Origin of the sequence: Kocuria arenosa (genome assembly GCF_042879215.1) — a bacterium.
GTDB classification, from domain to species: Bacteria; Actinomycetota; Actinomycetes; order Actinomycetales; family Micrococcaceae; genus Kocuria; species Kocuria arenosa.
The window spans coordinates 85,292-107,679 of record NZ_JBHZTA010000010.1; the positions used below are offsets into that span (position 1 = coordinate 85,292).

A 22,388-nucleotide genomic window follows, 5' to 3' on the forward strand; every position below is an offset into this window, starting at 1 on the left:
GCGACCACCGGCACGGATGCGAAGATTGGCGGCAGTGCACACGACATCCTTCAGCGCGACCCACCGTGGGACCGGGGAGGAGGAACAGGACGGCGGGACCCATGAACGACCACTCCACGAGGGACCGGACGGCGGAGGCCGCCGGCGGGCTCGACCCCCGCCGGTCGGCCGGGCGCCTGGTCGCCGTGGACGCCGCGCGGGGACTGGCTCTCGTCGGGCTGACGGCCGTCCACTTCCTGCCGCAGTCCTACTCCGACAACGACCGGCCCACGCTGTCCTGGCTGCTGTTCGCCGGGGACTCCGCGGCGCTGTTCGCCCTGCTCGCCGGCGTCAGCCTGGCCTTCTCCACCGGCGGGCGCAGGCCCCGCAAGGGCCGTGAGTTCACCGCCGCCCGCGCCGGGATCGTGGTGCGCGCGCTGCTGATCATGGCGGTCGGGCTGACCGTCGACTACCTGATGCCGGAGGACCCGCCGGCCGTCAACATCCTGGTCCACTACGGGCTCTTCTTCCTGCTCGCGCTGCCCTTCCTCGGGCTGCGGGCGCGGACCCTGCTCCTGTGCTCGGGCGCGTTCCTGCTGCTCGGGCCCCTTCTGATCCACTGGCTGGGCGACGTGGTGCCGGAGCACAGCGCCGCCAACCCGACGTTCGCCCACCTGGTCACCGAACCGGTCGCGCTGTTCTGGCAGCTCACGCTCACCGGCACGTACCCGGCCGTGACGTACATGGCGTACCTGCTGGCCGGTCTGGCCTTCGGCCGGCTCAACCTCAAGAGCCTGCGTCTGCAGACCCGCCTCCTGGCCGCGGGGCTCGGACTTGCGGCCCTCGCCAAGCTCGTCTCCTGGGTGCTCCTCTACGGCATGGACGGCTACAACGTCCTGCTCTACAGCATCGCCTCCCTGACCCGGGCGGACCTGGACCACATCATCGTGTTCGGCGCCGGCGAACCGCTGCCGACCTCCTCGCCGTGGTGGCAGGTGCTCTCCGCCCCGCACACCAACACGCCCCTCTCGGTGGCGTGGAGCCTGGGCGTGAGCATGGCTGTGCTCGGCGCCTGCCTGCTCGTCGGGCGGGAGTACGGCAAGTGGTTGATGCCGCTCACGGCCATGGGAGCCATGACCCTGTCCCTGTACACGGGACAGCTGGCCCTGCTCGCCACCGAGGTCCACTACAGCAGCCCGCTGCTCTGGTTCGTCGCCTGCCTCGTCGTCTCCGCCCTCGTGGCGCTCGCCTGGCGGCACGCGTTCGGGCGGGGCCCGCTGGAACGGATCGTGTCCGGGGCGGCGCACGCGACCGCCCGTGCCGTCGCCGACCGCGGGACCTCCCGCGGCCCGGTCACCCCCAGGAAGCCCCTGGGCTAGCACGTGCCGGTCAGGTCCGGCACGCGCCGACGGCTGAAACACGGCCCCGGCCGGTCGCACGCGGCACGGGATCCGCTAGCGTGACAGCAGCGCCGTCCGGCGCCGGCAGTCGGAGCGCCCGCCTGCCGTGGACCTCAGGAGGAACTATGCCGAAACCCGTCGTCAGCAAGGCCAGCACCGTCTGGACCGGCGATCTCTTCAACGGCTCGGGCACCACCAGCCTGAGCGGCTCGGGCCTGGGCCCCTTCGACGTGGACTGGGACACGCGCGCGGAGAGCGGCGCCGGACCCAGGACGAGCCCCGAGGAGCTCCTGGCCTCGGCGCACGCCACCTGCTTCGCCATGGCGTTCTCCAACATGCTCGCCCAGAACGACACCCCGCCCACCCGCCTGGACTCCTCCGCCGAGGTGACCTTCGTGGCGGGCGAGGGCGTCAAGGGGGTCAAGCTGACCGTCGAGGCGCAGGTGGAGAACATCTCCCCGGAGGACTTCGCGCGTATCGCCGAGGAGGCCAAGGCCGGCTGCCCGATCTCGCAGGCGCTGTCGGTGGACATCACCCTGGACGCCTCGCTGGCCTGATCCGGTGCCCGGCTCCGCCGGCCCGGGTCCTGCCCGGGCCGGCGGCGCCCACCCGCCGCACCGTGCGCGCGGCGGTCAGCGGCCGGGTGAGGGACGGGTCTCACGGGCTCGTCGTGCCCAGGGTGAGCTGGTGCCGGTGGTGTTCGAAGTGCGCGGTCCCGTAGCGGTAGACCTCCGCGAGGGTCATGGACCGCCGGAAGCACGGGTCCCAGGTGGTCGGGAAGGCCATGGTCCGCCGCAGGGCCTCCTCTGTCTCCGCGTCCAGACGACGGTGCAGCACCTCCACCGTCCGGTCGAACCACCGCGTGAGCCGAGCATCCCGCACGACGGCGCCGCCGCCGCACGAGCCCAGATAGTTGATCAGGTGGAACGGCCGGTGCGCCGCGTCCAGGACCCGGGCGAAGGAGCGGCCGCTGTCCGGTGGCATCGCGCCGACGACGCGCACGATCGGCCGGAGCCGGCGCACGACCAGGTATCCGAAGTACATGTGGAACAGCAGCTGCTGGTTCGACCAGCGGGTGCCGGACGACCGGCGCCGCAGGTCGTGCGGGGCGGCCTGGGCGACGAGGGCGTGGAAGGCCTCGCGCGACCGCTCCAGCTCCTCGTGGATCCGCTGCCGGTCGACCGGATCCGTCAGACCCTGTGGCGTCACACCCGGTGGCGTCCGGCGCGGGCCCGGCCGAGGTCCTCGGCCAGCAGGTCGGTGTTGACGGCCGTACCGGTCTTGAGCCCGGCCGCCGCCGCGGCGAGGACCTGGGCGTGGAGGTCGGTGACGTTGCCCGCCACGTAGACCCCCGGCACGTCGGTGGCGCCCGTGGGCGCCGAGGGCACACAGGTGCCGACGACATGGCCCTTCTCCTCCTCCTGGGACGTGCCCAGTCCGAGGGAGTCGATGAGGCTGGAGCGCACCGTGAAGCGCGGCACCACGACCACGGCACGGCACGGCACGAGCTCGCCGGAGACCAGCCGCAGGCCGGTGATCCGGTCCTCGGCCACCTCAACGCGCGACACCTCGCCCGCCACGCATCCGATGCCGAGGGCCGCCAGCTGCTCGCGCTCCTCGTCGTCCGGTGCCGGGGCGGTGTGCTGCACGAGCGTGATGTCGTGGCTCCACTGCCGGAACAGCTGCGCCTGCTGCACGCCCAGGGGGCCCGTGCCCAGCACCGTCAGCGGCTCGTCCCGCCACTCCCAGCCGTGGCAGTAGGGGCAGTGGATGACGTCGCGTCCCCAGCGCTGCGCCACGCCGGGGACGTCGGGCAGCTCGTCGGTCAGTCCGGAGGTGATCAGCACGCGGCGCGCCCGCACCGACCGGCCGTCATCGAGCGTCAGGAGGAACCGGACGTCGCCGCCCTCCTCGCCGGTGGAGCGCGCGGAGGCCACCGTGCCGGCGACGACGTCCGCTCCGTAGCGGGTGATCTCGGCACGCCCGTCCGCGAGCAGGGCGCCCGGGGCGTCGCCGTCCCGGCCGAGGTAGTTGTGGAGGTGCTCGGCGGGGTCGTTGCGCGGGGCACCGGCATCCACCACGAGGACCGTGCGCCGGGCACGGGCCAGGCACAGCGCGCCGGCGAGGCCTGCGGGCCCGCCGCCGACGACGACCACGTCGTAGCTCTCGTTCATCGTGTGCTCCTTCGTCCCGGGGGCGGTCTCGGCGACGGCCCTGCGCCGCCCTGCCAACGTAGCAGTGCGGGAGCCACGATGTAAGCCTGCTTAGTGATGGGTGACGCCGGAATCCTCGTGGACGCGACCGTCAGGCAGGCCTGAAGGGGCCGCCCGGTCGCGGCGCAGACGCAGAAGTCCCCCGGACCATGTGGTCCGGGGGACTTCTGCCGTGGTGACCCCAGCGGGATTCGAACCCGCGTTACCGCCGTGAGAGGGCGGCGTACTAGGCCGCTATACGATGGGGCCCTGCCGAGCCGGACCGCGGTTTCCCGCGACCGGCCTCGTACACTGTACCAGGTCCCGGACCCTGCTCCGGACGCCGGTCGGGCTTCGGAGCCCGGACGCGGGAACACCCCCGGGCCGTGTGGTCCGGGGGTGTTCCGCGGTGGTGACCCCAGCGGGATTCGAACCCGCGTTACCGCCGTGAGAGGGCGGCGTACTAGGCCGCTATACGATGGGGCCGTACTGATCCGATGGAGCAGTGCTGGGATACCAGGACTCGAACCTAGAATGACGGTACCAGAAACCGTAGTGTTGCCAATTACACCATATCCCACTGTCGTCCCCGGTCCGGCGGATACCCGCGGCGACCGGCGCAACGCAAAAGAACTATACCGGCCTTCCGGCGGGGCGGCAAATCGGGCTCAGCCGCAGTAGCGGTCCTCGAGCTCGCGGTCGATCCTCCGGCGGCGGGCGATCCCCGCGAGCGCCCGGACGAGCGGTCCCAGCCAGCGGTAGAGCCCCGGCAGGTTGATGTCGGTCCACTGGATGAGCAGGGCCGTCCGGAGCAGGCTCTTCGGCCGGCCGTCCCTGCGGACCCGGCCGTCCCGGGCGAGCCCGTACAGGGCCACCAGGCCCTTCTCGAAGCCCTCGTGGGCGGGCCGCACCTCGACCACGAACCGGGCCGGCGTCCCGCCCGGGTTCTTCCAGCGGAACAGGTGGTCCTCGGGCACCTCGACCTCTCCGCCCGCGCCGAGATCCCGCACGACGTGGCCGACCTGGACCCGCAGCACGCCCTCCAGGACGCGCAGGCGCATCCCGAACCGGTGGTGGTAGTGGGCGAGCACCTCTCCCCCGGGCTCCACCTCGACGTGCAGCAGGGCGTGCTCGCCCCCCGTCTCGGCGCCGGTCCGCAACCACGTGACGGTGTCCCGCTGCACGGGATTGCGGTGCTGCCGGCGCCCCACGCGCATCGCCTCGATCTGCTCGTCGGTCCGGTCCATGGTGATCGCCCCCGTGTTCCAGGCTACGCCGGAGAGCCCCCGGTGTGTGCAGATGACGTCGCCGACGACGACGGTCCGGCCCGCTCTCCACGGAGGGCGGGCCGGACCGTCGTCGTCGGCGGGGCGGGCGCTCAGCCGAGCTGGGCGGCGAGCGCGCGCAGGCGGGTCAGGGAGGAGTCCCTGCCGAGGATCTCGAGGGACTCGAACAGCGGCGGGGAGATCCGCCGGCCGGAGACAGCGGTGCGGACGGGGCCGAAGGCCAGGCGCGGCTTGATGCCCAGTCCGTCCACGATGGCCTCGCGGAGCGCGGTCTCGAGGGCGGCGGCGCTCCAGTCCTGGAGCGGCTCGAGGGCGGCGAGCGCGGCCCGCAGGACGTCGCCGGCGGAGTCCTTGAGCTGCTTGCGGGCGTCGTCGGCGACCTCGATCTCGTCATCCGCGGCGAAGAGGAAGGACAGCAGCTCGGGGGCCTCGCCGAGCAGGTTCATCCGCTCCTGGACCAGCGGGGCGGCCCGGTCGAGGATGTCCTGCTGGCGCTCGTCCAGGGTCTCCCCCAGCACGCCGCCGGCCTGCAGGTAGGGGACGAGCCGGTCGCGGAAGTCCTCGGGTGCGAGCCGGCGGACGTGGGTGCCGTTGATCGCGGTGGCCTTCTTGAGGTCGAACCGGGCGGGGTTGGCCAGGACGTCGTGGACGTCGAAGTGCTCCACGAGCTGCTCCACGGTGAAGACGTCCTCGTCCGCGGACAGGGACCAGCCCAGCAGCGCCAGGTAGTTGAGCAGACCCTCGGGGACGAACCCGCTGTCCTTGAGGTGGAAGAGGCTGGACTCGGGGTCGCGCTTGGACAGCTTCTTGTTGCCCTCGCCCATGACGTAGGGCAGGTGGCCGTACTCGGGCACGTACTTCGCGAAGCCGATCTCGACCAGGACGCGGAACAGTGCGATCTGGCGCGGCGTGGAGGAGAGCAGGTCCTCGCCCCGCAGCACGTGGGTGATCTCCATGAGGGCGTCGTCCACGGGGTTGGTGAGCGTGTACAGCGGCTGGCCGTTGGCGCGCACCACCACGTAGTCCGGGATGGAGCCGGCCCGGAAGACGATCTCGCCGCGGATCATGTCGTGGACCACGATGTCCTCGTCCGGCATCCGCAGCCGTAGCACGGGCTCCCGGCCCTCGGCCCGGAACCCCGCGATCTGCTCCTCGGTGAGGTCGCGGTCGAAGTTGTCGTAGCCGAGCTTGGGGTCGCGCCCGGCCGCCCGGTGGCGGGCCTCGACCTCCTCCGGGGTGGAGTACGCCTCGTAGACCGCCCCGTGCTCCCGGAGCCGGGTCGCCACGTCCCGGTAGACGTCCAGGCGCTGGGACTGCCGGTAGGGGGCGTGCGGACCGCCGGTCTCGACGCCCTCGTCCCAGTCGATCCCCAGCCACGCCAGCGCCTCGAGCAGCTGCTGGTAGCTCTCCTCCGAGTCGCGCTGGGTGTCGGTGTCCTCGACGCGGAACACCATGGTGCCGCCGGTGTGCCGGGCGTGGGCCCAGTTGAACAGTGCGGTGCGGATCAGCCCCACGTGCGGGGTGCCCGTCGGGGACGGGCAGAAGCGCACGCGCACGGGCGAGGAGGTGGTCGAGGCGGTGGCCGGGGTGGCGGGCGTGTCGGTCATGGCTCTTTCGTGGTGCGGTCGGGGGCCGGGTGGGGTCGTGCGGTGGGGCGGGGCGCCCCCGGGGCTCGTGCGGGTCGGCGTCGCGGGTCGGCGTCGCGGGTCAGCGGCGCAGGACGGTCGGCAGGACGCCGATGCCCTCGACCTCCACCTCGATCCGGTCGCCCTCGTCGACGATGCCGACGCCGGCGGGCGTGCCCGTGAGGATGACGTCGCCGGGCAGGAGCGTGAACGCCTGGGAGACGTAGGAGACGAGGAACGGGACGTCGAAGACCATGTCCCGGGTGTTGCCGTCCTGCTTGGTCTCTCCGTTGACGCGGCTGCGCACGGCGAGGGCGGAGGTGTCGAGGTCCGTCTCGATCCAGGGCCCGAGCGGGCAGGCCCCGTCGAAGCCCTTGGCGCGCGCCCACTGGCCGTCGGTCTTCTGCACGTCGCGGCCGGTGAGGTCGTTGGCGGCGGTGTAGCCGAAGACCACCTCGGGCACGCGCTCCACGGGGACGTCCTTGCACATCCGCCCGATGACGACGGCGAGCTCGGCCTCGTAGGAGACCTGCTCGGTCCACGAGGGCAGGGTCACGGGGTCGCCGGGACCGGCGACGGACGTGTTGGGCTTGAAGAACAGCATCGGGGAGGTGGGCAGCTCGTTGCCCAGCTCCGCGGCGTGGTCGGCGTAGTTGCGGCCGACGCACACGATCTTGGAGCGCGGGATCACGGGGGCCAGGAGGCGGACGTCGGCGATGTCGTGGCGTTGCTGCGTGGGGTTGATCCCGGTGTAGAAGGGGTCGCCCGCGAGGACGGTGACCGTCTCCCCGCCGGCGGCGCCCTGCACCGCGCCGAAGTGGATCTCGTTGTCGACCGTGAACCTGGCAATTCGCATGGGACCAGGCTATCCCACGGCCTGCGGCCGGCCGCGCGGCCCCCGGCGGCGCCACCGGGGGCCGCCGGCTCAGACCAGGCGGGTCAGCCAGCCGTGCGGGTCCTCCGCGCGGCCCGTCTGGATCTCCAGGAGCTGCTTGCGGATGTCCATGGTGACCTCGCCGGGACGGGCCCCCTCGTCGCCGATGGTCTCCTCGGCGGAGACGAGCCGGCCGATGGGGGTGATGACGGCGGCGGTGCCGCACGCGAACGCCTCGGTGATGGTCCCGGCCTGCCAGCCCTCGCGCCACTCGTCGAGGGTGAAGCGGCGCTCCTCGACGTCCATCCCGCGGTCCTTCGCGAGCTGGATGATCGAGCGGCGGGTGACGCCCTCGAGGATCGTGCCGGTGAGCTCGGGGGTCACCAGGCGGCCGTCCTCGTAGACGAAGAACACGTTCATGCCGCCCAGCTCCTCGACGGCGTCCCCGCGGTCGCGGTCCAGGAACATCACCTGCTGGCACCCGTGGGCGTCGCCCTCCATCTGGGCGATCAGGGAGGCGGCGTAGTTGCCTCCGCACTTGGCCGCCCCCGTGCCGCCGCGGCCGGCCCGGGCGTAGTCGCGGGAGAGCCAGATGTCCACGGGCTTCACCGGGCCGCCGAAGTAGTTGCCGGCCGGGGAGGCGATCACCGAGTACAGCACCTGCCGGGACGGGCGCACGCCCAGGAACGCCTCCGTGGCGATCATGAACGGGCGCAGGTACAGGGACTCGCCGTCCCCGTCGGGCACCCACTGCTCGTCCACCGACACGAGCTCCCGCAGCGAGTCCAGGAACAGCTGCTCGGGCAGCTCCGGCAGCGCCAGCCGTCGGGCCGACCGGTTGAGCCGGGCCGCGTTGGCCTCGGCCCGGAACGTCCACACGGAGCCGTCCGCGTGCCGGTAGGCCTTGAGCCCCTCGAAGATCTCCTGGCCGTAGTGCAGCACGGCCGCGGCGGGGTCCAGCACCAGCGGCCCGTACGGCTCGATCCGGGGGTCGCTCCAGCGGCCCGTCCCCTTCTCGACGTCCCCGAACCAGTCGATCTTCACCATGTGGTCGGTGAAGTTCGTGCCGAAGCCCGGATCGGCGAGGACGGCCGCGCGGACCTCGTCCGGGACCGGGTCCTGGCTGAGGTGGTGGGCGAAGGTGGTGGGCTGTGTGGTCACTGCGTCTCCCTGCGAGGTCGACCCCGTGGCGACCGGCACGCGGGGCTCAGCTGTTGGTTCCGTGCTCCAGCCTATCCCCGGAGCACGGCCGGATCGGCTCAGGCCAGGGCGGTGAGCACGCCGTCGCCCACCTGGGCGGTGGTGCGGGGCTCGTTGCCGTGCGCGGCGAGGTCCTGCTGCACGGCCGCCTCGATCCGGGCGGCCGGCCCGGAGTGGCCGAGGTGCTCCAGCATCATGGCGGTCGCGAGGATCGCCGCGACGGGGTTCGCCCTCTGCTGCCCCGCGATGTCCGGCGCGGAGCCGTGGACGGGCTCGAACATCGACGGCGCGGTGCGGTCCGCGTTGATGTTGCCGGCCGGGGCCAGGCCGATGCCGCCGGTCACCGCCCCGGCGAGGTCGGTGAGGATGTCCCCGAAGAGGTTGTCCGTGACGATGACGTCGAAGCGTGCCGGGTCGGTCGTGAGGAAGATCGTGGCCGCGTCCACGTGCAGGTAGTCGACGGTGACGTCGGGGAACTCGGCGCCGACCTCCTCGACGAGGCGTGCGTAGAGGCGGCCCGCGTTGACGAGGACGTTGTGCTTGTGGACCAGCGTCAGCTTCTTGCGCTCGCGCACGGCGGCGAGCTGGAAGGCGTAGCGCACGAGGCGGCGCACGCCGTAGGCGGTGTTGAGCGAGACCTCCGTGGCGATCTCGGCGTCGGTGCCGCCGCGCAGGACGCCGCCGTTGCCGGCGTAGGGGCCCTCGGTGCCCTCGCGCACCACCACGAAGTCGATGTCCCCGGGGGCGGAGAGCGGGCTGGTGGTGCCGGGGAAGAGCTTGGACGGGCGGAGGTTGACGAAGTGGTCGAGGCTGAAGCGCATCTTCAGCAGCACGTCGCGCTCGATGATCCCGGACGGGACCCGCCGGTCCCCCGGGGCGGCGCCGACGGCGCCGAACAGGATGGCGTCGTGGGCCCGCAGCTCGTCCAGCGTCCCGTCCGTGAGGGTCTCCCCCGTGTCCAGCCAGTGCTGCGCACCGAGGCCGAACTCCTTCTTCGCCACCGTGACGCCGGCGGCGGCGGTCACCGCGTCGAGGACCCTCTCCGCCTCGGCCACGACCTCGGGGCCGATGCCGTCCCCGGGGACGAGGGCGATCTTCAGGTGGGCGGGGGCTGCTGCGGAGGTCGGCTGGCTCATGGGCCCAGGATAGGAGCAGCCCCGCCCGTCCGACCACGGTATGGACGGACGTCTCGCATGGTGGACAGGAGCCGCTGCTCAGGCCTGGAGCGCCGCGGGCTCCTCGTAGCGCGGGAACACCGGCGCGGGCGCCGGCAGCTCCGTCCCGGCCGCGAGGGGTGTGTCCAGGGCGGTGAACAGGCGGGCACCGCCCTCGGCCTGGCCGAGCACGTCGAGCAGCCGGGCGGCGGCGTCCGGCACCACCGGCTGGACGAGGAGGCCGACCACGCGCACCACCTCGAGCGTCACCCAGAGCACCGTGGCCATCCGCTCGGCGTCGGTCTTGCGCAGCTTCCAGGGCTCCATGGCGGTGAAGTACCGGTTGGCCTCGGCGACCACCCGCCAGATCCGCTCGAGCGCCCGGTGGAACTGCTGCTCGTCGAACTCCGCGCGCACCGGCTCGTAGAGCCCGGCGGCGGCGGCGAGCATGGCGCGGTCCTCGGCGGTGAGCTCCCCCGGCACGGGGACCCGGCCCTCGCAGTTCTTCGCGACCATCGACAGCGAGCGCTGCGCGAGGTTGCCGAGGTCGTTGGCGAGGTCGGAGTTGATGCGGTTCTTGATCCCGTCGTGCGAGTAGCTGCCGTCCTGGCCGAACGGCACCTCGCGCAGCAGGAAGAAGCGCAGCGGGTCGAGGCCGTACTCGGCCACGAGGGCGTGGGGGTCGATGACGTTGCCCACGGACTTGGACATCTTCTCGCCCTGGTTGAACAGGAAGCCGTGGGCGAAGACCCGCTTGGGCAGGGGCAGTCCGGCGGAGAGCAGGAACGCCGGCCAGTACACGGCGTGGAAGCGGGCGATGTCCTTGCCGATCACGTGCGCGTCGGCCGGCCAGTACCGCCGGAAGGTCTCGGACTCGGTGTCCGGGAAGCCCACGCCGGTGAGGTAGTTGGTGAGGGCGTCCACCCACACGTACATCACGTGGTCCGGGTTGCCGGGCACGGGCACGCCCCAGTCGAAGGTGGTGCGGGAGATCGAGAGGTCCTCCAGGCCCGAGCGCACGAACGAGGCGACCTCGTTGCGGCGGGTCTCGGGGTGGACGAAGCCCTCCCGCTCGTAGAGGGCCAGCAGCCGGTCCTGGTAGGCGGAGAGTCGGAAGAAGTAGGACTCCTCCTCGGTCCAGGTGACCTCCGTGCCGGTGCCCGTCGAGCACCGCACGCCGTCCTCGCGGAGCTCGGTCTCCTCCTCGCCGTAGAACGCCTCGTCGCGCACGGAGTACCAGCCGGCGTACTTGCCGAGGTAGATGTCCCCGGCCTCCTCCATCCGGCGCCAGATGGCCGCCGACGCCGCGTAGTGGTCGGCGTCCGTGGTGCGGATGAAGCGGTCGTAGGAGATGTTCAGGGCGTCGTCCATCTCGCGGAAGCGCGCCGAGTTGCGGTCCGCGAGCTCCCGCGCCGTGAGGCCCTCCTTCTCCGCGGTCTGCTGCATCTTCTGGCCGTGCTCGTCGGTGCCGGTCAGGAAGCGGACGTCGTAGCCGTCCAGCCGCTTGAACCGGGCCATGACGTCGGTCGCGATGACCTCGTAGGCGTGCCCGATGTGCGGGGTGCCGTTGGGGTACGCGATGGCCGTGGTGATGTAGTACGGGGTGCGGTGGGAGGAAGTCACGGCCTCCACTCTACCGACCGCCGGGATGCTGCGGTTCCCTGCCCGTGGGTGCCACGATGGGCAGGACAGCCGGCAGCGACCCCCAGGAGGACACCGTGCGCAGCGAGCTCTTCGCCCAGGACAACTTCGAACGCCAGAGCCAGGAGCGCTGGACCCTCCAGTCCCCCCGGATGCTGCGGGTGGGCCTGGGCCCGGACGTGGTCGCCACGAAGGGGGCGATGGTTGCCTACCAGGGACGGATGGGCTTCCGCCACGAGGGCGCCGGCTCCATCGGCAAGCTCATGAAGAAGGTCCTCAGCAGCGAGGACGCCCCCATGATGCGCGTCTCGGGCGAGGGCGAGGTGTTCTTCGCCCGGCAGGCGCGTGACGTGTTCACCGTGCTGCTGGAGGGCGAGGGGATGACGGTCAGCAGCTCGTCCCTGCTGGCCTTCGACGACTCCCTGTCCTGGGACATCCGCCGCGTCGGCGGGGCCGGGCTGATGGCGGGCGGGCTGTTCAACCTCGAGCTCTCCGGGCACGGCATGCTGGCCCTGTGCTCGGACGGGGCGCCGATGATCCTCGACTGCGCGAGCCAGCCCACGTACGTCGACCCGCAGGCGGCCGTCGCGTGGTCGTCCAACCTCGTGCCGGGGATCCAGAACGACCTGTCGATGGGCTCGCTGCTGCGCGGCGGCTCCGGCGAGTCGTTCCAGCTGGCCTTCTCGGGCCCCGGCTTCGTCGTCGTCCAGCCCTCCGAGGGCATCCCCGTCGTGCGGCAGGGCTGAGGTCCTGCCGCACGACGACCACGCCGGGCCGCCTCCCGGTGGGGAGGCGGCCCGGCGTGGTCGTGCGGAGCGGTCGCGGATCAGCGGGCCGCGGTGCCCTCGACGTAGTCGGCGTCCGGGGAGGTCCACGCGAAGAGCTTGCGCAGCTCGCGGCCGGTGACCTCGATCGGGTGGGTCTCCTCCTTCTCGCGCAGCTTCTTGAACTCGGGACCGCCCTGGTCCTGGTCCTCGATGAAGCGCTTCGCGAAGGTGCCGTCCTGGATGTCGGCGAGCACGGCCTTCATGTTCTCCTTGACCGCGGGGTTGATCACCCGGGGGCCGGAGACGTAGTCGCCGTACTCGGCGGTGTCCGAGATGGACCAGCGCTGCTTGGCGATGCCGCCCTCGACCATGAGGTCCACGATGAGCTTGAGCTCGTGCAGGACCTCGAAGTAGGCGATCTCCGGCTGGTAGCCGGCCTCGGTGAGGGTCTCGAAGCCGTACTGGACCAGGTGGGACACGCCGCCGCACAGGACCGCCTGCTCGCCGAAGAGGTCGGACTCGGTCTCCTCGGTGAAGGTCGTCTTGATGACGCCCGCGCGGGTGCCGCCGATGCCTTTGGCGTAGGACAGGCCCAGCTCGAGGGCCTTGCCGGAGGCGTCCTTCTCCACGGCCACGAGGGCGGGCACGGCGCGGCCGGCCTCGAACTCGCGGCGCACGGTGTGGCCCGGGCCCTTCGGGGCGACCATGACGACGTCGACGCCCTCGGGGGCCTCGATGTAGCCGTAGCGGATGTTGAACCCGTGGGCGAAGAAGATCGCGTCGCCCTGCTCGAGGTTCGGGGCGACGGACTCGGCGTAGACGTGGCGCTGGACCTGGTCCGGCGTCAGGATCATGATGACGTCGGCTTCCTTGACGGCGTCCGCGACGGTGAGCACCCGCAGGCCCTCGGCCTCGGCCTTGGCCCGGGAGCGGGAGCCCTCGGCGAGCCCGATGCGCACGTCCACGCCGGAGTCGCGCAGGTTCAGCGCGTGGGCGTGGCCCTGCGAGCCGTAGCCGATGACGGCCACGGAGCGGTCCTGGATGATCGAGAGGTCGGCGTCGTCGTCGTAGAAGATCTCTGCCATGGGGTTGTCTCCTTGAAGCATGGGTGGGTGCGGCGGGTGCACCGCCGCGAGGTGGTTGGGGTGTCTGTGGGCCGGCGCCCGCGTCCACCGCCGCCCGGGGGCGTCAGTGGCGCAGGGCGCGGTCGCTCATCGACTTGGGACCACGTCCGAGGGCCAGCGTACCGGCCCGGACGATCTCCCGGACGCCGAAGGGCTCCAGGATGTCCAGCAGCGCCCGGAGCTTCTCCGGGGCGCCGGTGGCCTCGATGACGAGCGACTCGGTGGAGACGTCGACAACGGTGGCCCGGAACAGGTCCGCGGCTTGGGTGACCTGCAGACGGGTCGCGGCGTCGGCGCGGACCTTGACCATGATGTGGTCGCGTTGCACCGACGAATCGGGGGTGAGCTCGACGATCTTGATGACGTTGATGAGCTTGTTCAGCTGCTTGGTGACCTGTTCGAGCAGCTCGCCCTCGGCGTCCACCACCACGGTGATGCGGGAGACGCCGTCGAGCTCCGTGGGTCCCACGGCGAGCGAGTCGATGTTGAAGGCGCGGCGCGCGAACAGTCCGGCCACCCGGGTCAGCACGCCCGGCTTGTCCTCGACCAGCACGGAGAGGGTGTGTCGGCTCATGGGTCAGTCCTCCTCGTCCCAGTCGGGGGTCATGTTGCGGGCGATCTGGATCTGGTCGTTGGACACGCCGGTGGGCACCATCGGCCACACCATCGCGTCGGCGGAGACCACGAAGTCGATCACCACGGGGCGGTCGTTGATCTCGAGGGCCTGCCGGATGACGTCGTCCACGTCCTCGTCCCGGGTGCAGCGCAGGGCGGCGCACCCGTAGGCGTCGGCGAGCTTGACGAAGTCCGGCACCATGATGCTGTCGTGGCCGGTGTTCAGGTCGGTGTTGGAGTACCGGCCGTCGTAGAACAGGGTCTGCCACTGGCGCACCATGCCCAGCGAGGAGTTGTTGATCACCGCCACCTTGATCGGGATCTTGTTGATCGTGCAGGTGGCGAGCTCCTGGTTGGTCATCTGGAAGCAGCCGTCGCCGTCGATCGCCCAGACCACGCGGTCGGGCTGGGAGACCTTGGCCCCCATCGCGGCGGGGACCGCGAAGCCCATGGTCCCCAGCCCGGCCGAGTTCAGCCACTGCCGGGGCCGCTCGTACTGCACGAAGTGGGAGCTCCACATCTGGTGCTGGCCGACGCCGGAGACGTAGACGGCCTCGGGGCCGGTCAGGGCGGAGATGCGCTCGATGACGTGCTGCGGCGACCCCAGCCCGTCGGCCGGCTTGGGGTAGCCCAGCGGGTAGGTGGCCTGCAGACTGCTGAGCGCGGTCCACCACACGGAGAGGTCGGGGCTGCCGCCGCGCTCGAACTCCTGGCGCACGGCGGTCACGAGGTCCGGCAGGATCTCCTTGACGTCGCCCACGATCGGGACGTCGGCGGTGCGGTTCTTGGAGATCTCGGCGGGGTCGATGTCCGCGTGGATGATCTTGGCCGTGGGGGCGAAGGTCTCCAGGTGGCCCGTGACGCGGTCGTCGAAGCGGGCGCCGAGGGTCACCAGCAGGTCGGCCTGCTGCATCGAGTACACGGCCGGGACGGTGCCGTGCATGCCGGGCATCCCGAGGTTCTGCTCGTGGGAGTCCGGGAACACGCCCCGGGCGGTGAGCGTGGTCACCACGGGGGCGCCGGTCAGCTCGGCCAGCTCCATGAGCTCGGCGGCCGCGTCGGCGCGCATCGTCCCGCCGCCCACGTAGAGCACGGGCCGCTGGGCCGCCGCGATGAGCCTGGCGGCCTCCCGGATCTGCTTGGCGTGCCCGCGCGTCACGGGCCGGTAGCCGGGCAGGTCCATGCGGGGCGGCCAGCTGAACGTCATGGTGTCCTGCTGGGCGTCCTTGGCGATGTCCACGAGCACCGGGCCGGGGCGGCCGGTCGAGGCCAGGTGGAACGCCTCGGCGAGCACACGGGGGATGTCCCCGGCGTGCGTCACCAGGTAGGAGTGCTTGGTGACCGGCATCGTCATCCCGACGATGTCGGCCTCCTGGAAGGCGTCGGAGCCGATCACCTTGGACGAGACCTGCCCGGTGATCGCGACCATCGGGATCGAGTCCATGTGCGCGTCCGCGAGGGCGGTGACGAGGTTCGTGGCGCCGGGGCCGGAGGTCGCGATGCAGACGCCCACGCGGCCCGAGGCGAGGGCGTAGCCCTCGGCGGCGTGGCCGGCGCCCTGCTCGTGGCGGACCAGGATGTGGTTGATCCTGTCCGAGTCCAGGAGCGGGTCGTAGGTCGGCAGGATCGCGCCGCCGGGGAGGCCGAAGACGTCGGTGACCCCGAGCTCCTCCAGCGCCCGGATGACGGCCTGGGAGCCGGTCATCTCCGTGGGGGCCACCGTGCTGCCCGGGCCCATGACGGACGGGACGGCGGGGACGGACTTCTCCGGGGCCCCGGGGGGCCGGTGGTCAGCGGCGGTCTCCGCGCGCTTGGTGGCCATCAGCGCTGGGCTGATCGGCTGTCCCTTGCTCATGTCACTGTCCTTCTGGTCTGGCCTTCTGGGCGGATGGTGCTGTTCCGGCTCGACTGTCGCTCCGCCGTGGACGCCGGGCAAGAAAAAAGGCCCTCGCGGCACCGGGAGGTGCGACAGGGCCCGTGCGCTCGACCGGTCGTCGGCTCAGGCCCCGCGTCCGACGAGGACGCGTACCGTGAGCTGGACGACACCGTGGCTGAGTTGCATGGTCCCATGCTCTGCCGCCCGCCCGGGTGTGTCAATCTTCGGACGCCGCGTCCCACGATGTGAGACACGGCACGTCCGGGTCTACCCGTCCCCGGCCGCCGGGACGTCGAGGCGGCCCTCCTGCTGCAGGAACAGCGGCCGCTCCCCCACGGCGATGCGCTCGAGCTGGGTCCGCAGCAGCCGCCGCACGCGCGGCTTGTACGAGGTGCAGGAGCCCCCGGTGTGCGGGGTGAGGATCGCCCCGGGGGCGCGGAACAGCGGGTGGTCGCCGGGGAAGGGCTCGGGCTCGACGACGTCGAGCGCGCAGCGGAGCCGCCCGGACACGACCTCCTCGGTCAGCGCTGGGGTGTCGACCACCCGGCCGCGGCCCACGTTGACCACCAGGGCGTCGTCGGGCAGCCGGGACAGCACGCGGGCGTCGACGAGACCATCGGTCGCCGGGCTCGCGGGCAGGGCCACCACGAGCACGTCGGCGTCGGGCAGCAGGGCCGGCAGCTCGTCGATGCCGTGCACGGGACCGCGCCCGTCGGTGCGGGCGCGGGAGGCCACCCGCGTGAACTCGACCTCGAAGGGGAGCAGCCGGTCGACCACGGCCGAGCCGATCTCCCCCACGCCCAGCACCAGGACGCGGCTGTCGGCCAGGCTGCGGGTCTCGAAGCGGCGCCAGACCCCCTCGTGCTGCTGCCGCACGGCGCGGTCGAGCTCCCGCTGGGCGGCGATCATCAGGCCCAGGGCCAGTTCGGCGGTCCCGGCCGCGTGCACCCAGCCCGCGGTCGAGAGCGCGAGGTCGGGCCCGATGGCCTCCGGCACGCCGTCGAAGCCGGTGCTCTGCAGCTGCACGAGCCGCAGACGGGTCGCGGCGGGCAGAGCCCTGACCCAGTGGCCGGTGAAGTATGGGGCCACCGCCACGTCGATCTCGTCGGCACGGGCCCCGACCGGGTCACCGGCCATGTCCCACAGGACGTAGCGGAAGCCCGGGACGCGGGTGCTCAAGTGGTCCACCAGCTCCTGCTCCGGGAGGGAGACCACGCGGAGCTCGGAGAGCGGGACGGACGGGGTGGACGGCGCGGGCGTCTGTGCGGAGGGCATGGGCGCCATGCTAGACGCCACCCCCTGCCCGGGCGGTCGCGCCGAATGGACAAGGCGGGGCGAGCTGGTAGAGTACTCTCTCGTTGCGAGGCGGGGCCCGGCGGAAGCCGGCTGGCGCGATTCGGCCCCCGGGCCGGGGACGTGCTACTGTTCTTGCCGCACCACCAGCGCCTCTAGCTCAATTGGCAGAGCAATTGACTCTTAATCAATGGGTTCTCGGTTCGAGTCCGAGGGGGCGCACCACAGAAGGACCCCACCGCGGAGCAGCGCGGTGGGGTCCTTCGTCGTCCGATCGTCGTCAGCGAGCCCCTGGTCGCGGACGCACCCCTTCCGCGCCAGCGGGCTGCGGGGAGGGGCCACGGGCACGAAGAAACCCGGGGTCGTCGTCGTGCCCCGGGTGCTCTCGCCGGAGATCACCACCTCGTGACCTCGCGCGTGCGTTCGTGCCGGGGTCCTCGACCCCGTGCCGGCCTGGCCCCGGTCCACCCGTGCGGGGACCGCGGGCCGCAACCGGCTCAGGAGGCGGTGTCCCCCTGGGTGCCGGCCTCGGCGATCTCACGCGACTCCTCGGGCGTGGTCGCGTCGGCGGAGCCGGCGTCGGTGACGGTCCCGTCCGGCTGGACCCGCAGCTTCCAGCGGGCGCCGCCGAGCGTGGTGATGATGTCGGCCAGCGTGCGGCGCAGGTTCTCGTCCGTGAGCAGCCCGTGGTCCACCAGCTCGTCCTCGAGCTGGGTGGCGGCCTCGAGGATGCGCTGGCCCTCCGGGGTGATCGACACGAGGTGGCTGCGGCGGTCGTGGACGTTCTTGGACCGGGTGACGTGGCCGTGCAGCTCGAGCCGGTGCAGCGTCTTGCCCATGGTCTGGGCCTGCACCCGGACGCGGTGCGCCAGCTGGGCCTGGGTCATGCTCCCCGCCGTCTTCAGGACGTCCAGCGCCATGACGCCCGCGTGGGTCACTCCGAGCGTGGCCAGGCGCTCGTTCCACGCGTGCTCCACGAGCCGGGCCGCGGTCGAGAGCAATCGGTTGGTCGGCCATTGAGTGGTGAAAGGCATGCAAAGCAGTCTACCGATCCGGAACCCGGAATACAGCACCATGCTAAGCAAACTTACGAGCATTTCTCTGCGCGTGAACAGGCGGCGGACCGGAGCGCGCCTCCCGGACCGCCGGAGTCCCCGGGGCGGGCGCCGGTAGTGTTCGTGGTCGGAGGCCGTCCCGCGGCCCCGGCACCCGACCGGAACCCACCAACGGAACGACACCGGAACGACAGAGGAGCATCCCCATGGCAGCACGTCTCGAACCCGGCCGGCCGGCCCCCGGCTTCGCCCTGCCCGACGCCCAGGGCCGGACCGTCTCGCTCGCCGACCACCGCGGGCAGCGCGTGGTCGTCTACTTCTACCCGAAGGCCTCCACCCCCGGCTGCACCACGCAGGCGTGCGACTTCCGGGACAGCCTGGAGCGCTTCGCCGCGGACGGTTTCGCCGTGATCGGGATCTCCCCGGACCGCCCGGAGGCCCTGGCGCGGTTCGCCGAGGAGCAGTCCCTCAGCTTCCCCCTGCTCTCCGACGCCGACCACCGGGTCGCCGAGGCGTACGGGGCCTGGGGGGAGAAGAAGAACTACGGGAAGACCTACCAGGGCCTGGTGCGCTCCACCGTGGTGGTCGGCCCCGACGGCGACGTGGAGCTCGCGCAGTACAACGTGCGCGCCACAGGTCACGTGGCGAAGCTGCGCCGCGACCTCGGCCTGGAGGGCTGAGGCTAGGATGGACGAGGGGCCCGGACGGGCCCCTTCGGCGCGAGTGGTGGAACTGGCAGACACGCAGGATTTAGGTTCCTGTGCCCTGACCGGCGTGCGGGTTCGAGTCCCGCCTCGCGCACCCGACGGTTCCCGGGCACGGCCCGTGGCCGGCCCACGACGACACCGACGACCGATCCGGCGAGGCAGCGAAGGACCCATGGCGCCCAGGCGAACCCCCCGCACCGCGGCCGCGCTCGCGCTCGTCGCGGGAGTCCTCGCCGGGTGCGCCCCCGCGGGCGAGGGGCCCGACGCCCCGACCGCCTCCCGGTCCGTGCCGAGCGCGGAGTTCGTGTTCGCCAACGCCGCCGCCGCCCCCACCCTGGACCCGGCCACGGTCAACATCCTCGAGACGTCACGGATCGGGGCCCAGATGCTCGAGGGGCTCGTCTCCGCCGACCCCTCCACGGGCGAGGCGGTGCCGGCCCTGGCGAGGTCGTGGGAGCGCTCCGCGGACGGGCTCACCTACACCTTCGACCTCCGCCGGGACGTGCGCTTCCACGACGGCACCGCCCTGGACGCGGCGGCGGTGTGCGCGAACTTCGAGCGCTGGGAGGCCCTCGCCGCCGACGGGGCGCGGACCCCGTTCGCCACCGTCCTGCGCACGGGCGCCCCCGGCGTCGACCCCCTCTACGCGGGGTGCGCCCCGGCCTCGGACTCCTCCGTGGTGCTCTCGCTGACGGCGCCGCACACCCCCCTGCTCCGGGCGCTGACGCAGCCCGCGTTCGGGATCGCGTCGCCCGCCGCCCTGGCGGCAGGCACGCACAAGACGCACCCTGTGGGCACCGGCCCCTTCCGCTACGAGTCGGGGGACGGGACGCACGTGGTGCTGAGTGCGAACCCGGACTACTGGGGCGAGCTCGGGGACATCGGCCGGCTCGAGTTCCGCACGATCGCCGAGCCCGAGCTGCGCTACGTGGCCCTGCGCCTCGGCCAGGTGGACGGCTACGACCAGGTGGGCCTGGACTCCTTCGCCCCGCTCGCCCGCGAGGGCGTGCAGGTGCTCCAGCGCGACCCGTACTCCGTGTCCTACCTCGGCATCAACCAGGACGTGGCACCCCTGGACGACCCCGACGTGCGGGCGGCGATCGCCGCCGCCGTGGACCGCGGTGCCATCGTGCGCGAGCACTACCCCGACGGCACCCGGGTGGCCGACCAGTTCCTGCCGGCCCGCTTCGCGATGGACGGGACCGACCTGCGGGTCCCGTCCTACGACCCGCAGCGGGCGCAGGAGCTGCTGGAGGCCTCCTCCTACGCCGGCGAACCGCTGCGCTTCTACTACCCGCGCAGCACCTCCCGCACCTACATGCAGGAGCCCGAGAAGATCTACGCCGACATCGCGGCCCAGCTCGTGCGGGCGGGGTTCGTGATCGAGCCCGTCCCGGTGGACTGGTCGGACGGCTACGTGGAGCAGGTCCAGGACCCGGAGGGCGACCACGCCCTGCACCTGCTCGGCCTCAACGGCGGGTACCGCGACCCGGACCACTTCACGGCCGCGCTGTTCGGCGCCCCCCGCGGGGAGTTCGGCCTGGACGCCGGGTCCCTGTTCGGCGCGGTCAACCGCGCGGCGGCGCTGCCCGACGGCGAGGACCGCTCGAGAGCGTACGCGTCGATCAACAACCGCGTCTCCCGCCTGCTGCCCGCCGTCCCCCTGGCCCACCCGATCTCGGCGGTCGCCGTCGGCGACTCCGTGACGTCCTTCCCCCTGAGCTCCACCGGCAACGAGGTGTTCAACCGGGTGGACCTCGGCGCCGCGGAGTGAGCGCCGGCCCCGGCGCGCCCCCGCCGCATTCGGGGTTCGTCCGGGCGTGGCGCTAGTCTGATCCCGACCACTCACCGGCGCAGCGCCGGGCGTTCAACGGGAGCATCGACTGTGACATCACCTCAGGCAACGGAATCGACCGACGTCCTCCTGATCGGCGGAGGCATCATGAGCGCCACCCTCGGCGTGTTCCTCAAGGAGCTCGAGCCGCAGTGGGACATCACGATGCTGGAGCGCCTGGACCAGGTGGGCGCGGAGAGCTCCAACGTCTGGAACAACGCCGGCACGGGCCACTCCGCGCTCTGCGAGCTCAACTACGCGCCCCAGGCCGCCGACGGGTCCGTGAACCCGGAGAAGTCGCTCGGCATCAACGAGCAGTTCCAGCTCTCCCGCCAGTTCTGGGCCTCCCTGGTGTCCGAGGGCAAGCTGGGCGAGCCCAGCTCCTTCATCAACCCGGTGCCGCACATGTCCCTCGTCTTCGGCGACGCCCACAGCGACTACCTGCGCCGCCGCTGGGAGGCCCTCCAGCCGAACAAGCTCTTCGAGCGCATGGAGTACACCGAGGACCGCGAGAAGATCGCCGAGTGGGCGCCGCTGACCATGCACGGCCGCGGCGCGGGGCGTGTGGCGGCGTCCTGGTCCCCCGAGGGCACCGACGTCGACTTCGGCGAGCTGACCCGCCAGCAGGTGGCCCACCTGCAGGCCCGGGGCGGCGAGGTGCGCTACGGCCAGCAGGTCCTCGACCTCGACCGGCAGTCCGACGGCACCTGGGTGGCGAAGGTCAGGAACCGTCTCAACGCCGAGGGCCACCGGCTCGTGCGCGCGAAGTTCGTCTTCGTGGGGGCCGGCGGCGGCGCCCTGCCGCTGCTGCAGAAGTCCGGCATCCGGGAGGCCAAGGGCTACGGCGGGTTCCCGGTCTCCGGCCTCTGGCTGCGCAACTCCGACGAGGACGTGGCGGCCCAGCACAACGCCAAGGTCTACGGCCAGGCCTCCGTGGGCGCCCCGCCCATGTCCGTCCCGCACCTGGACACCCGCTACGAGCACGGCCGGCGCGCGCTGCTGTTCGGCCCCTACGGCGGGTTCAAGCCCAACTTCCTGAAGCAGGGGTCCTACTTGGACCTGCCGCTGTCCGTGCGCCCCCACAACCTCTACCCGATGACCCGGGCGGGCCTGGCCAACCTGGACCTGGTGAAGTACCTGCTGAGCGAGCTGGCCAAGTCCAAGGGCCAGCGGGTCGAGGCGCTGCAGCAGTTCTACCCGACCGCCGATGGCTCGCAGTGGGAGCTGATCGAGGCCGGGCAGCGCGTGCAGGTCATGAAGCGGGACAAGGAGAAGGGCGGCGTGCTGCAGTTCGGCACCGAGCTCATCACCGCCGCCGACGGCTCCATCGCCGGGCTGCTCGGGGCCTCCCCGGGCGCGTCCACCGCGGTGCCCATCATGCTCAACCTCCTGGCGAAGTCTTTCCCGGCACGGATGTCCGGGTGGGAGCCGCGGATCAAGGAGCTCATCCCCTCCTACGGCGTGAAGCTCAATGACAACCCGCAGCTCGCGGACGAGGTCATGGGCCGCACCGCCCGGGTGCTCGGCATCAACTGACGCCGCGCCGGCCGGCACGGCATCGAGCGGCACCGCGTCAGCTGGCACCGCCTCGGCCGGCGCCGCGGCGTACGGCACCGACCGGCACGGTGCCCGCGGGACGAGGCCCCGGACCGACCGGTCCGGGGCCTCGTCGTCGCCCGGTCCGTCCCGGCCGCCCGGCCCCGGCGGCCCCGGTGACCTGTCGGTAGGCGGCGGTACGCTGAGGGGCGTGCGTCCCGGTCCGGCCG

At 72.2% G+C, this 22,388-nt stretch carries 19 protein-coding genes and 5 tRNA genes; 8 read left to right on the forward strand and 16 right to left on the reverse strand.

Features of this window, described 5'->3' with window-relative positions; genetic code table 11:
• Positions 1-101 precede the first annotated feature (101 nt).
• Entirely contained in the window at positions 102-1,358 is a 1,257-nt protein-coding gene (locus ACFYE3_RS15865) for a heparan-alpha-glucosaminide N-acetyltransferase domain-containing protein (RefSeq protein WP_387610701.1), read from the forward strand.
• 146 nt (positions 1,359-1,504) lie between these two features.
• Complete coding sequence (locus tag ACFYE3_RS15870) at positions 1,505-1,936, forward strand: OsmC family peroxiredoxin (protein ID WP_368822224.1); 432 nt, start codon at positions 1,505-1,507, stop codon at positions 1,934-1,936.
• A 100-nt stretch (positions 1,937-2,036) separates the two neighbouring features.
• On the opposite strand, the gene ACFYE3_RS15875 is transcribed toward ACFYE3_RS15870, so the two are convergent.
• The 11 genes from ACFYE3_RS15875 to metG form a co-directional block, all read right to left on the reverse strand.
• The gene (locus ACFYE3_RS15875) at positions 2,037-2,588 is read right to left on the reverse strand and encodes a DinB family protein (RefSeq protein WP_387610702.1); all 552 of its coding nucleotides are present in this window, start codon (positions 2,586-2,588) and stop codon (positions 2,037-2,039) included.
• Complete coding sequence (locus ACFYE3_RS15880; RefSeq protein WP_387610704.1) at positions 2,585-3,553, reverse strand: NAD(P)/FAD-dependent oxidoreductase; 969 nt, start codon at positions 3,551-3,553, stop codon at positions 2,585-2,587. Before ACFYE3_RS15880 ends, ACFYE3_RS15875 begins: the two co-directional genes overlap by 4 nt.
• 212 nt (positions 3,554-3,765) lie before the next feature.
• A tRNA-Glu gene (locus ACFYE3_RS15885) sits at positions 3,766-3,841 on the reverse strand.
• Positions 3,842-3,981: 140 nt separating this feature from the next.
• Positions 3,982-4,057: transfer RNA gene (locus ACFYE3_RS15890), tRNA-Glu, on the reverse strand.
• Between the two features lie 22 nt (positions 4,058-4,079).
• A tRNA-Gln gene (locus ACFYE3_RS15895) sits at positions 4,080-4,151 on the reverse strand.
• A gap of 88 nt (positions 4,152-4,239) precedes the next feature.
• The gene (locus ACFYE3_RS15900) at positions 4,240-4,818 is read right to left on the reverse strand and encodes a cupin domain-containing protein (protein ID WP_387610706.1); all 579 of its coding nucleotides are present in this window, start codon (positions 4,816-4,818) and stop codon (positions 4,240-4,242) included.
• Between the two features lie 131 nt (positions 4,819-4,949).
• Positions 4,950-6,464 (reverse strand): glutamate--tRNA ligase, encoded by a 1,515-nt coding sequence (gene gltX, locus ACFYE3_RS15905; protein ID WP_387610708.1) that lies wholly within the window; start codon positions 6,462-6,464, stop codon positions 4,950-4,952.
• A 100-nt stretch (positions 6,465-6,564) separates the two neighbouring features.
• A complete protein-coding gene (locus tag ACFYE3_RS15910) occupies positions 6,565-7,338 on the reverse strand; it encodes a fumarylacetoacetate hydrolase family protein (protein ID WP_387610709.1) in 774 nt (257 codons plus the stop codon).
• 69 nt (positions 7,339-7,407) lie between these two features.
• On the reverse strand, positions 7,408-8,517 hold the full coding sequence (locus tag ACFYE3_RS15915) for a branched-chain amino acid aminotransferase (protein ID WP_387610710.1): 1,110 nt from the start codon (positions 8,515-8,517) through the stop codon (positions 7,408-7,410).
• 98 nt (positions 8,518-8,615) lie between these two features.
• On the reverse strand, positions 8,616-9,692 hold the full coding sequence (locus ACFYE3_RS15920; RefSeq protein ID WP_387610711.1) for a 3-isopropylmalate dehydrogenase: 1,077 nt from the start codon (positions 9,690-9,692) through the stop codon (positions 8,616-8,618).
• Between the two features lie 78 nt (positions 9,693-9,770).
• Positions 9,771-11,333, reverse strand: coding sequence for a methionine--tRNA ligase (gene metG, locus ACFYE3_RS15925; protein WP_387610713.1), 1,563 nt, complete (start codon positions 11,331-11,333; stop codon positions 9,771-9,773).
• A gap of 95 nt (positions 11,334-11,428) precedes the next feature.
• Between metG and ACFYE3_RS15930 the strand changes: the two genes are divergently transcribed.
• Positions 11,429-12,097, forward strand: coding sequence for an AIM24 family protein (locus ACFYE3_RS15930; RefSeq protein WP_387610732.1), 669 nt, complete (start codon positions 11,429-11,431; stop codon positions 12,095-12,097).
• Between the two features lie 80 nt (positions 12,098-12,177).
• Here the strand turns inward: ACFYE3_RS15930 and ilvC are convergent, their stop codons facing one another.
• The 4 genes from ilvC to ACFYE3_RS15950 all read right to left on the reverse strand — a co-directional run bounded on the left by ilvC (position 12,178) and on the right by ACFYE3_RS15950 (position 17,008).
• Positions 12,178-13,203 carry a ketol-acid reductoisomerase gene (gene ilvC / locus ACFYE3_RS15935; protein ID WP_368822236.1) on the reverse strand — a complete coding sequence of 342 codons (1,026 nt, stop codon included), beginning with the start codon at positions 13,201-13,203 and terminating at the stop codon, positions 12,178-12,180.
• A 103-nt stretch (positions 13,204-13,306) separates the two neighbouring features.
• Positions 13,307-13,816, reverse strand: coding sequence for an acetolactate synthase small subunit (gene ilvN, locus ACFYE3_RS15940; protein ID WP_017833218.1), 510 nt, complete (start codon positions 13,814-13,816; stop codon positions 13,307-13,309).
• A 3-nt stretch (positions 13,817-13,819) separates the two neighbouring features.
• Positions 13,820-15,712 (reverse strand): acetolactate synthase large subunit, encoded by a 1,893-nt coding sequence (locus ACFYE3_RS15945; RefSeq protein ID WP_387610715.1) that lies wholly within the window; start codon positions 15,710-15,712, stop codon positions 13,820-13,822.
• A gap of 288 nt (positions 15,713-16,000) precedes the next feature.
• Positions 16,001-17,008, reverse strand: coding sequence for an NAD(P)-dependent oxidoreductase (locus tag ACFYE3_RS15950; protein WP_387610716.1), 1,008 nt, complete (start codon positions 17,006-17,008; stop codon positions 16,001-16,003).
• 167 nt (positions 17,009-17,175) lie between these two features.
• Between ACFYE3_RS15950 and ACFYE3_RS15955 the strand changes: the two genes are divergently transcribed.
• Positions 17,176-17,251 (forward strand) — tRNA-Lys (locus ACFYE3_RS15955).
• 272 nt (positions 17,252-17,523) lie between these two features.
• On the opposite strand, the gene ACFYE3_RS15960 is transcribed toward ACFYE3_RS15955, so the two are convergent.
• The gene (locus tag ACFYE3_RS15960) at positions 17,524-18,060 is read right to left on the reverse strand and encodes a MarR family winged helix-turn-helix transcriptional regulator (protein WP_368822240.1); all 537 of its coding nucleotides are present in this window, start codon (positions 18,058-18,060) and stop codon (positions 17,524-17,526) included.
• A gap of 227 nt (positions 18,061-18,287) precedes the next feature.
• Between ACFYE3_RS15960 and bcp the strand changes: the two genes are divergently transcribed.
• The 4 genes from bcp (at position 18,288) to ACFYE3_RS15980 (ending at position 22,158) form a co-directional block, all read left to right on the forward strand.
• On the forward strand, positions 18,288-18,761 hold the full coding sequence (gene bcp / locus ACFYE3_RS15965; RefSeq protein WP_387610718.1) for a thioredoxin-dependent thiol peroxidase: 474 nt from the start codon (positions 18,288-18,290) through the stop codon (positions 18,759-18,761).
• A gap of 37 nt (positions 18,762-18,798) precedes the next feature.
• Positions 18,799-18,882: transfer RNA gene (locus ACFYE3_RS15970), tRNA-Leu, on the forward strand.
• Between the two features lie 78 nt (positions 18,883-18,960).
• Positions 18,961-20,562 (forward strand): ABC transporter substrate-binding protein, encoded by a 1,602-nt coding sequence (locus tag ACFYE3_RS15975; RefSeq protein ID WP_387610720.1) that lies wholly within the window; start codon positions 18,961-18,963, stop codon positions 20,560-20,562.
• Between the two features lie 111 nt (positions 20,563-20,673).
• Complete coding sequence (locus tag ACFYE3_RS15980) at positions 20,674-22,158, forward strand: malate:quinone oxidoreductase (protein ID WP_387610721.1); 1,485 nt, start codon at positions 20,674-20,676, stop codon at positions 22,156-22,158.
• Positions 22,159-22,388 lie beyond the last annotated feature (230 nt).

What these genes read in the sequence shown, in the direction of transcription:
- ACFYE3_RS15865 (WP_387610701.1), top strand. Translation starts at nt 102, where the DNA reads ATGAACGACCACTCCACGAGGGACCGGACGGCGGAGGCCGCCGGCGGG.
- ACFYE3_RS15870 (WP_368822224.1), top strand. Translation starts at nt 1,505, where the DNA reads ATGCCGAAACCCGTCGTCAGCAAGGCCAGCACCGTCTGGACCGGCGAT.
- ACFYE3_RS15880 (WP_387610704.1), bottom strand. Translation starts at nt 3,553, where the DNA reads ATGAACGAGAGCTACGACGTGGTCGTCGTCGGCGGCGGGCCCGCAGGC.
- ACFYE3_RS15900 (WP_387610706.1), bottom strand. Translation starts at nt 4,818, where the DNA reads ATGGACCGGACCGACGAGCAGATCGAGGCGATGCGCGTGGGGCGCCGG.
- gltX (WP_387610708.1), bottom strand. Translation starts at nt 6,464, where the DNA reads ATGACCGACACGCCCGCCACCCCGGCCACCGCCTCGACCACCTCCTCG.
- ACFYE3_RS15910 (WP_387610709.1), bottom strand. Translation starts at nt 7,338, where the DNA reads ATGCGAATTGCCAGGTTCACGGTCGACAACGAGATCCACTTCGGCGCG.
- ACFYE3_RS15920 (WP_387610711.1), bottom strand. Translation starts at nt 9,692, where the DNA reads ATGAGCCAGCCGACCTCCGCAGCAGCCCCCGCCCACCTGAAGATCGCC.
- ilvC (WP_368822236.1), bottom strand. Translation starts at nt 13,203, where the DNA reads ATGGCAGAGATCTTCTACGACGACGACGCCGACCTCTCGATCATCCAG.
- ilvN (WP_017833218.1), bottom strand. Translation starts at nt 13,816, where the DNA reads ATGAGCCGACACACCCTCTCCGTGCTGGTCGAGGACAAGCCGGGCGTG.
- ACFYE3_RS15945 (WP_387610715.1), bottom strand. Translation starts at nt 15,712, where the DNA reads ATGAGCAAGGGACAGCCGATCAGCCCAGCGCTGATGGCCACCAAGCGC.
- ACFYE3_RS15950 (WP_387610716.1), bottom strand. Translation starts at nt 17,008, where the DNA reads ATGCCCTCCGCACAGACGCCCGCGCCGTCCACCCCGTCCGTCCCGCTC.
- ACFYE3_RS15960 (WP_368822240.1), bottom strand. Translation starts at nt 18,060, where the DNA reads ATGCCTTTCACCACTCAATGGCCGACCAACCGATTGCTCTCGACCGCG.
- bcp (WP_387610718.1), top strand. Translation starts at nt 18,288, where the DNA reads ATGGCAGCACGTCTCGAACCCGGCCGGCCGGCCCCCGGCTTCGCCCTG.
- ACFYE3_RS15975 (WP_387610720.1), top strand. Translation starts at nt 18,961, where the DNA reads ATGGCGCCCAGGCGAACCCCCCGCACCGCGGCCGCGCTCGCGCTCGTC.